Origin of the sequence: Nostoc sp. PA-18-2419, from assembly GCF_005869855.1 — a bacterium.
Taxonomy (GTDB): Bacteria; Cyanobacteriota; Cyanobacteriia; order Cyanobacteriales; family Nostocaceae; genus Nostoc.
This window is the reverse complement of record NZ_SZNH01000076.1, coordinates 1-9,545: the sequence shown is the minus strand read 5'-3', so window position 1 is coordinate 9,545 and position 9,545 is coordinate 1. Positions and strand designations below refer to the sequence as shown.

11 protein-coding genes are annotated in these 9,545 nt (G+C 41.9%); 7 read left to right on the top strand and 4 right to left on the bottom strand.

From position 1 onward, the window contains the following. Window positions 1-85 precede the first annotated feature (85 nt). From FCR06_RS31525 to purU, 5 genes are all read left to right on the top strand, one after another. Window positions 86-1,078: an ABC transporter ATP-binding protein gene (locus tag FCR06_RS31525; protein WP_138506793.1), complete on the top strand. Its 993-nt coding sequence runs from the start codon at window positions 86-88 to the stop codon at window positions 1,076-1,078. Further along, complete coding sequence (locus FCR06_RS31520; RefSeq protein WP_138506791.1) at window positions 1,079-1,891, top strand: ABC transporter permease; 813 nt, start codon at window positions 1,079-1,081, stop codon at window positions 1,889-1,891. It begins immediately after the preceding gene. Between the two features lie 5 nt (window positions 1,892-1,896). Further along, window positions 1,897-3,615, top strand: coding sequence for a GldG family protein (locus FCR06_RS31515; protein ID WP_138506789.1), 1,719 nt, complete (start codon window positions 1,897-1,899; stop codon window positions 3,613-3,615). A 210-nt stretch (window positions 3,616-3,825) separates the two neighbouring features. Next, on the top strand, window positions 3,826-4,449 hold the full coding sequence (locus FCR06_RS31510; protein WP_138506787.1) for a DUF4340 domain-containing protein: 624 nt from the start codon (window positions 3,826-3,828) through the stop codon (window positions 4,447-4,449). A 27-nt stretch (window positions 4,450-4,476) separates the two neighbouring features. Continuing rightward, entirely contained in the window at window positions 4,477-5,331 is an 855-nt protein-coding gene (gene purU, locus FCR06_RS31505; RefSeq protein WP_138506785.1) for a formyltetrahydrofolate deformylase, read from the top strand. 27 nt (window positions 5,332-5,358) lie between these two features. Here the strand turns inward: purU and FCR06_RS31500 are convergent, their stop codons facing one another. The 3 genes from FCR06_RS31500 to FCR06_RS31490 form a co-directional block, all read right to left on the bottom strand. Next, window positions 5,359-5,547 carry a DUF3140 domain-containing protein gene (locus tag FCR06_RS31500; RefSeq protein WP_138506783.1) on the bottom strand — a complete coding sequence of 63 codons (189 nt, stop codon included), beginning with the start codon at window positions 5,545-5,547 and terminating at the stop codon, window positions 5,359-5,361. Window positions 5,548-5,556: 9 nt separating this feature from the next. Continuing rightward, window positions 5,557-5,628, bottom strand: coding sequence for a hypothetical protein (locus tag FCR06_RS34515; protein WP_262984734.1), 72 nt, complete (start codon window positions 5,626-5,628; stop codon window positions 5,557-5,559). Window positions 5,629-5,699: 71 nt separating this feature from the next. Next, entirely contained in the window at window positions 5,700-6,902 is a 1,203-nt protein-coding gene (locus FCR06_RS31490; RefSeq protein ID WP_138506781.1) for an MFS transporter, read from the bottom strand. A gap of 369 nt (window positions 6,903-7,271) precedes the next feature. On the opposite strand from FCR06_RS31490, the gene FCR06_RS31485 reads away from it, so the two are divergent. Continuing rightward, window positions 7,272-8,090 carry a polysaccharide deacetylase family protein gene (locus FCR06_RS31485; RefSeq protein ID WP_411268038.1) on the top strand — a complete coding sequence of 273 codons (819 nt, stop codon included), beginning with the start codon at window positions 7,272-7,274 and terminating at the stop codon, window positions 8,088-8,090. 156 nt (window positions 8,091-8,246) lie between these two features. Beyond that, window positions 8,247-8,930 carry an ATP-dependent Zn protease gene (locus FCR06_RS31480; RefSeq protein ID WP_138506777.1) on the top strand — a complete coding sequence of 228 codons (684 nt, stop codon included), beginning with the start codon at window positions 8,247-8,249 and terminating at the stop codon, window positions 8,928-8,930. A gap of 139 nt (window positions 8,931-9,069) precedes the next feature. On the opposite strand, the gene FCR06_RS31475 is transcribed toward FCR06_RS31480, so the two are convergent. After that, on the bottom strand, window positions 9,070-9,545 hold a 476-nt coding region (locus FCR06_RS31475), incomplete at its 5' end, for a transposase (RefSeq protein ID WP_138506697.1).

Genomic DNA, 9,545 nt, shown 5'->3' with positions numbered 1-9,545 from the left:
CCTCCTGCTGCCTCCCCAATCCCCCATGCCCAATATTGCGATCTAAGATTATTAGGTATCTTCTAATTTACGATCGCCACTAACGATGATTGAAGTCGAGCATCTAAGTAAAATATACGGTTCTACCCCAGCGATTACTGATGTCACTTTTAGCGTCGAACCAGGGGAAATTTTAGGCTTATTGGGGCCGAATGGTGCTGGTAAAACCACAACCATGCGGATTCTGGCTGGTTATTTACCGGCAACCGATGGTAATGCGCGGATTGCTGGTTATGATGTCCATGAAAATTCCCTGGCTGTACGCCAAAGAATTGGTTATTTACCGGAAACACCGCCGTTATATCCAGATATGACCGTGGAAGGATTTTTACATTTTGTAGCGCGAATTAAAGGAGTTCCAGCAGGCGATCGCACTAATAAGGTCACAGTAGCAATCGAACGTTGTAACTTACAAGATAAACGTCGGGTAATTATTCGCAAACTTTCTAAAGGATACCGCCAACGGGTAGGAATTGCTCAAGCGATCGTCCACGATCCGCCAGCAATTATTCTCGATGAACCTACTGTAGGACTCGATCCCAGGCAAATAATTGAAGTGCGGAATTTAATTAAAAGTCTTGCTGGAACTCACACAATTATTCTCTCTACACACATTCTCCCAGAAGTGAGTATGACTTGTAGCCGGGTTGCCATTATCAATCGTGGTAAAGTTGTGGCAACTAATACACCAGAAAATTTGATGACCCAATTGACGGGTGGCTCGGGATATGAAATTGAAATAGAAGGAGAAGCCGCCCTCGCCAAACAGGTATTACAAAATGTGGCGGGTGTGAGTTTGGTAGAATCAATTGCGACAACGGGAATACACACTCATCAACTCCAGGCAAATCGGGCTTACCTGCGGGTGATCTCGCAACCTGGCAAAGAACCAGGAAAAGATATTGCCATAACATTAGTGCGTGCAGGATTTGGTTTACATGAATTGCGGCGAGTTAACGCTACCTTAGAAGATGTGTTCTTGCAACTGACCACAGAAGAAAAAAATTTAGAAGCAGCCACACAAGGAGAAGCCGCATAAATGGGTGTAGTACTGGGTAATATTATTGCCATTTATCGCCGAGAGTTACAGAGTTATTTTGTATCACCTCTGGCTTATGCGATCGCTAGTGTATTTTGGTTCATTGCCGGGTTATTTTTCATCATGATTTTGGTGGGGCCTGATGGCATATTGCCAGCAGTCGCAGCCTTAGATTTACAAGGACAACAACTAGGAGTGCCAATTCCACCCATAGATGTGCCCTACGAATTTATTCGCGCATTTTTGGATCGCATGGGGTGGCTATTATTGTTTATCTTGCCAATTTTATCGATGGGACTTTATGCCGAAGAACGCAAACGGGGCACTTTAGAACTATTAGCCACGTCACCAATCACCAACTGGGCGGTAGCTGTAGGTAAATTATTAGGCGTGCTAACATTTTTTACTGCAATGGTCATGCCCATGTTAGTGTTTGAAGCGATCGCCATCAACGGTTCAAATCCCCCAATGACACCGACAATTCTCTTACTCGGTCATTTAGGATTAATCTTATTAGCAGCAGCAATTTTATCTTTAGGAATGTTTATTTCTTCATTAACAGACAGCACAATTCTGTCTGCTGTTCTTACCTTCGGAGTCATCTTATTATTGTTATTGATTGACTTAATTGCCAAAATTGTCCCGAATCCTGTGGGCGAAGCCATAGGCTACCTATCGTTGCTGAAGCATTTCAACACCCTTATTCAAGGCATTTACGATACCAGCGCCTTGATTTTATTTGCCAGTTATATTTTTTTGGGCATCTTTCTCACAGCTCAATCAATAGATGCACTACGTTTTGGGCGTAATTAGTCATTATGAAGATAGTCACAAAAAAGAAACTGTGGAAATATCTGTTTTGGCTAGGCCCGTTCCTAGTTACAGTTGGGTTAACGATTGGGTTAGTTTCTGAACAATGGGGACTAATTTCATTAATATTCCTAATTACAGGAATTGTCATTATTGGGTTGTGGATAATATGGCAAAGCTACCAAACCAAGTGGTGGAAGAGTCGGTCTACCCAAGCTGGTACAAATGCCTTAGTAGCAACTGTGGCAGTATTAGTAATTTTGGGATTGATTAACTTTTTAGGAACTCGCTATCACTTCCGGACAGATTTTACAGAAACTCAATTGTTTACCCTTGCGCCTCAGTCACGCGAATTAGTAAAAGTTCTACCACAGCCAGTTAAAGTCTGGGTATTTGATATTAACCAGAATCCCCAAGACCAAGAATTATTAGAAAATTACCGCCGACAAAGCTCAAAATTTAATTTTGAATATATAAATCCTCAGCTTAGACCAGGATTGGCAGAAAAATTTGGTGTCAAGGATTATGGCGAAGTCTACCTAGAATCTGGCAACAAAAGGCAATTAGTCCAAACAATAAATCAAAACGAACGGCTATCAGAAGTCAAATTAACTAGTCGCTTACAACAACTAACAAGTTCAAACACAACCAAAGTTTACTTACTCCAAGGTCATGGCGAACACCAACTTTCACCCGGTCAAGGTGCAATATCGCAAGCAATTCAAGGATTAAACGATAAAAATTACACAACATCACCGCTAAATTTAGCAGAAAACCCGAAAGTTCCTCAAGATGCTGCTGTCGTCATAGTAGCTGGCCCTAAGCGAGAGCTGTTTGAAGCCGAAGTAAAAGCCTTAGAAGAATATTTGAATCGAGGCGGTAACTTACTGCTGATGATCGACCCTAATACCAATTCCAAACTTGACAGCTTGCTAAAAGAGTGGGGTGTTCGTCTGGATAATCGCTTAGCAGTAGATGTTTCAGCCCAAAGCGTCGTAGGACTCGGCCCCGCTACACCCTTAGTAACAGAATACGGACAACATCCGATAACCCAAGATTTCCGCAACGATATTTCTTTTTACCCCATCGCCCGACCTCTGGAAATTACCCCTGTACCAGGTATCCAAGCCACCCCTCTACTGCAAACCAAACCCTATCCCAGTAGTTGGGCAGAAAGCGACCTACAAAGCGAAAAATTAGAATTTAATCCAGATAAAGACCTCAAAGGGCCTCTGGTCTTAGGTGTTGCTTTAACAAGAAAACAAACACCCGAATCTACACCCACTCCCCAAGCTTCACCCACACCTTCCCCCCTAGTATCACCAACTAGCCAAAGCAAAACTTCTCCCACTCCCACACCTTCCCCCTTAGCATCACCAACCACCCAAAGCAAAACTTCCCCCACTTCCCCATCTCCCTCATCCCCCTCATCTCCCCCTCCCTTATCTCAAACACCCACTGAATCACGCTTAGTCGTTTTTGGAAATTCTAACTTTGCCACTGATGGCTTGTTTCAAAGGCAACTAAATGGCGATGTATTTCTCAACTCAGTCACCTGGCTGAATCAGCAAGATAAGCAACCCCTTTCTATTCGCCCCAAAGAACCAAAAAATCGCCGGATAACCCTGACAACCACCCAAGCCAATTTTTTAACAGTGTCATCTGTGTTAGTTTTACCCCTGATTGGGTTTGCGATCGCAGTTATTCTCTGGTGGAAACGGAGATAAGGGGGTGAATACTAGGAATTGGGTATTGGAAACTGAGCTTTCATAAAACTTTTCCCTAGTCTCTAGTCCAACATGGCGTAAATAAACCACCCATTCAAAATCAACGAAACGCTTAGGCTGTATACCTGTTTGAATTTTGAATTTTGAATTTTGAATTCCGCCTTGCGGTACTAGTCTCCAGTCATTACTTCTAATAACAAATGACAAAAAATGAAATTTTCACGAATAACTTTAATTTTGATACTGCTAGCATTGGGTTTAGGCAGTTTTGTATACTTCCATGAAATTAAGGGTGCTACTCAACGAGAAGAGATTAAAAAGCAAAAACAACAAATTTTCTCTTTTGCCGAAGATGATGTCCAGTCTTTAACAGTAAAAACAAAAAAACTCACCTTAAATCTGGAACGTAACAATCAATCTGGTGACTCTAAATGGTTAATTAAATCTCCAATATCAGAACCAGCAAATGACGCTATTGTTTCTTATTTAATGGATTTATTAGTCAAGGGTAAGAGCGAGCGTACTTTGGCAACTCCCGCAAATCAGCTTGGAGAATTCGGTTTAGAGCAACCGCAAGCAACTATTAATATTACGTTGAAAAACAAACAAAACTATCAGTTAATTTTAGGTAAAAAGAACTTTAACGGTAGTTTATTGTATGCTCAAGCTGACCCAATTAGCAAACCAGATGGAATCAATGTGCTATTGGTATCAACGGATTTTGAAAATGCTGTGAATCGAGAATTATCAGAGTGGAAACAACCCGTAGATAATATTAAATCAACACCTTTACCAAGTACTCTTCCTCTACCAACTCCAACTAATACTAAATAAGTAATTCAATAAATCCGATAATATTTAATGACAAATAAAACAGCAATATTGCTAATTTCCTGCCCTGACCAACGGGGATTAGTGGCAAAATTTGCCAATTTCATCTACTCTAATGGTGGTAATATTATTCATGCAAATCAGCATACAGATTTTGCGGCTGGGTTATTCCTTACCCGCATTGAATGGCAGTTAGAAGGGTTCAATTTGCCGCGAGAGTTTATTGCACCTGCATTTAATGCGATCGCTCAACCTTTAGACGCTAAATGGGAACTACATTTTTCTGATACTATACCCCGTATTGCTATTTGGGTCAGTCGCCAAGACCATTGTTTATTTGACTTGATTTGGCGACAACGTGCCAAAGAATTTATCGCTGAAATCCCTTTAATTATTAGTAATCATTCTAATTTAAAAGTAATAGCAGAGCAATTTAATATCGACTATAAATATATTCCCATTACTAAAGAAAACAAATTAGAACAAGAAACCCAACAAATAGAATTACTGCGGCAATACAAAATTGATTTAGTTGTGTTGGCAAAATATATGCAGATTGTTAGTGCAGATTTTATTAATCAATTTCCGCAAGTTATCAATATCCATCACTCATTTTTACCAGCTTTTGTCGGAGCAAACCCTTATCACCGAGCTTTTGAGCGTGGTGTGAAAATTATTGGTGCAACTGCTCATTATGCCACTCCTGATTTAGATGCAGGGCCAATTATCGAACAAGATGTAGTGCGAGTTAGTCACCGTGATGAAGTGGAAGATTTAGTAAGAAAAGGCAAAGATTTAGAGCGAGTTGTATTAGCAAGAGCAGTGCGATCGCACTTACAAAATCGTGTCTTAGTCTATGGAAATAGAACAGTCGTATTTGAATAATTTTGCATTTGAGCAGACCTACAGCAGTTATACAAATTTTTTCTCTAACAATTCGATGATACGCCGCCCCGATTTATGACCAATCGACTCGTCGTTGCCATCCTTTTGTCCGACACTTTGTGACTCGTGTGTATCTAGCCAAGCCTCTAGTTCCTCGGGTGTCATATTGACAGCTTGACGAAACTCTTCAATGACTGATTTATTATCTTTACTCATAGCTAAGCATTACTCCTCTAGCTTTTCAAGAGCATGAGGCTTATGAGTAGCATGTTTTCCAGTGCGATCGCTTTCGACCATGTACTGGGGGTTATCTTCACTGGCAGCAACATGATGTTCTTTAATATCTGCTTGACATCATTCAATAGTCGTTAGGATTGCTGATGTTGAACTAACCAGCAATGTATACCAATCATCACGATCGCAGGTGGCAGCATCAACATGGGGATGATATCCAAACCTGCCCAGTTCGCCAACCAGCCCACTCCCGTCGGCACGATCGCTGCTCCAAAACTAGCGCTACTGGTGGCAAAACCCACTGCCGCAGGCACGAGCGGTTCTGGTACTCGTTGGGGAATCAGCCAAATGGTGGCGGGGAAAATAGCCGCTAAGGCAAAGCCAATCAATGGTAAGCCGATCCACGGATTGGGTAAGAGCCACCAGGCAACCAAACCGATCATCAATAGACTCAGAGATAAGCTGATGGTGCGAACGGCACCCAGCCGTTTCAAGTAGTAACTCAGACCGAAGCGTCCAATCGTCAGCCCCATCCAATAGCCACTTACACTATATCCTGCAATCAATTTAGGTGTTTCTCGGGCAACAGATTGTACTGTGTATGCCCAGTTACCAACTGAGGCTTCAGTGCCCACATACACTAGCAAGAGCAGCCCGGTTAACAGCACAGTAGGATGGTGGAGCGATCGCCGCAAACTTCCAACCGCAGTTGTATCAGATGTCGTTACCCTTGCGATCATCGGCTGATAGCGGCAGAGAATGACGCTGATAAGACCTATTACTAACACACTAACCACACTAGCCAACACCAGATACACTTGTCGCCAATTTATACCAACAGCTAACAGCGTCGTTGCCACCGTCGGGCCTAGGAGTGCGCCAATGCCATAGAAGGCATGAAGTGAACCGATTAGGTTTGCACTGCGCGAGTCCTGCACAATGTAAGTGTTGATGCCTGCATCAATTAAACCAATCCCCAGCCCCAGTAAGGTTCCTGCAATGACCATGATCGACCAATAAGGGGACAGGGCATAAATGAGCAGCGCAGTTGTCAGGGCACTAGCAGCAATCAAGAGCATTCGCGCCAGCCCTAAACGGCTACTAACCAGACTACTGCTGAAGGCAGCAACAATGTATCCACTAATTTGACTGACAAACAGCAGCGTCACAGTTGCTGGAGTCAGTTGGTAAGTAGACAGGATGGACGGTAACAGTACCCCCAGCCCAGCTTCAGCAATGCCAATGGCGATGAAAGCATAGAAGGCGATCGCTACTCCAATCCAACGGGATGTCAGGTGACGCCGCCGCTGCAATTGTTTGTGTTGATAAGGTTTCATGGAATGATAATCTGCACAGGGATCTAGCAGATGAGCAACAATAGTCTGCTGCCTACTATCCTCCTACACAATAATCATTATGAATAAAAAATTTAGATATCAGGTATTGAAGCTAAATTGATTATTTTTGAAGCAGAAATCGAGTAAAAAGTTTTTCGATAATTAATTTTTTCAAAGTCTCTTATTCAGGGTTCCGCCAGAAGTTAAAACCGCAGTTGACCACAAACATCTAAACTTTGATAACTCAGTACTCACTGCTTTCTATTTTGTTCTCCTCTAAAAAGCAAAACTATAGTCTATGATTGGGTGAGTTTTGGGAAAAATTACATGGGAAAAAACTGTCCTAAGCCTCAAAAGATAATTGGTATTATGACAATTATCAGTTCTGTTACTACTTTAACTACATCTTGTAGTACTCAATCAAATACTTTCTTCTCAAAGACGAATCAGCCCGTACATTTATCGCCAACTCTACAGATTCCTACAACACAGCTTCACAAACTAGTTAACTCTCACTTGTCCTCAGCAGCCAAAGTAAAAAACCTTACTTTTACTGTACCGACGAAATATCAGGGAAAAATTGTTTATCACGCCCAACTTCATAATAATGATAAAGTTATTGCTCTGACTATTGATGATGGCCCTTGGCAAAACACAACCTCACAAATCTTAGATATACTCGATAAAAATCAAGTTAAGGCAACATTTTTTTGGGTGGGACAAGCTTTACAAGAACATCCCGACCTTGCAAAGCGAGAAGTAGCTGAGGGATATGTGATTGGTAATCATACTTGGCATCATTGGTATCGACGAATGGATGAAGCCACAGCCAAGAGTGAAATTGAACGCACAGCTGACCTGATTTATAAAACTACAGGTGTCAAAACTTCTTTGTTTCGTCCTCCAGGAGGTTTTTTAAACAATGGATTAGCCGCGTATGCTAAAAGCCAGAAAGATACTATAGTGATGTGGTCGTTAACTTCGGCTGATACTGACCCTCATGCTAAACCTCAAGCATTTGTAAATAATGTGTTGAAAGGTGCCAAACCCGGTTCTATTGTTTTAATGCACGATGGCGGGGGTAATCGGGAAAGAACTGTACAAGCATTACCACAAATCATTAGTGGACTTAAACAGCAAGGCTACCGATTCGTAACAGTTCCTCAACTGCTGGAAATGAATCAATAAATTCTAAATAAATACACATAGGAAAAATTTAGACAAGTGCTTGGGGAATTGAGAGCGCAACTAGTCAAAGAGGATTAAAAAAAACACTTGATATAGAGCTGTACGATCGCCTGATAATAATGAAGAAAGATTAAGCAGATCGTTAGAAAACTCTCAATGAGCCAGACCAGTCTAAATTTAATTGCAATATCTATCTTTCTCATCACCCTATCAGCACTGTTGGGGCCATTTATCAATTTATCGCCGACAGTACCAGCGCTTGTTACCTTTGTCATCTTGGGAATAGCGACTTTTGATAGTTTTAGCTTGCAGGGTAAGGGCGGTACAATCTTTTTAGATTGGATTGCTGGTTTTTCAAGCGAACATCGCGATCGCGTTATCCACCACGAAGCAGGACATTTCTTAGTTGCTCATCTGTTAGGTATTCCCGTTATCGGTTATACTCTCAGTGCTTGGGAAGCTTTGAAGCAGGGGCAAGAAGGACTAGGGGGTGTTACCTTTGATGATACGGAATTAACATCTCAATTAGAAGAAGGTAAAATAAGTGCCCAAATGCTAGACCGCTACTGCACTGTTTGGATGGCGGGTATTGCTGCGGAAACCTTAGCTTTTAATAATGCTGAGGGTGGAACTGACGATAAAAATAAGTTGATAAAAGTCTTAAAAATTTTAGGTTTTTCTGAGTCAGTTTATCAGCAAAAACTGCGGTTTCATGCCCTGCAAGCAAAAACCTTGCTGCAAGAAAATTCGTCTAGCTATGAGGCTTTAGTTAATGCTATGCGACAACGCAGTTCAGTAGAAGATTGTCGTCAAAAGTTGGGAGTTGCAAGTCAGAAATGATGGAGGGGTAAAAGGAGAATAATAACTCCTAATATCATGCTGTGTTAAAGACTTATCATTTAGAGGGCAGGGGAGCAGGGAGCAGGGAGAAAGAGGCTTTTGGGCTTTTTGCACAGATACACTAATCATACAGCAGTTTTCAAATGAATAGACCACAATGAGCAAACCAGCCGCAAGCATCATCGGAGGAAATATGCTCAGTCACAATCTGTGTTAATACTTGGTTAAGTTGCTCACAAGTACGGGCTTTTGCAGTACGTAAACACTGTTTGAGTTTTGACCAACACAATTCGATAGGAGACAAATCAGGCGAATAGGGAGGTAAAAAGACAAGCCGCGCACCAACAGCTTCAATAGCTTCTCGAATTACTAGGGCTTGATGTACTGGTAGATTATCCATGACTACAGCCGCTCCCACCCACAATTGAGGTGTCAGAATCTCTCGAATGTAGGTTAAGAATACATCGGTATTGACGCTGCCAGGAATACTCATAGTGGCAATTAGTCCATCCATACTCAACGCCCCAATTAACGAGATGTTTTTTCCTCGATTCCGGGGGCAAGAGTCGTACAATCGCTCACCACGTTTTGCACGTCCATAGAGCCGTGTCATTC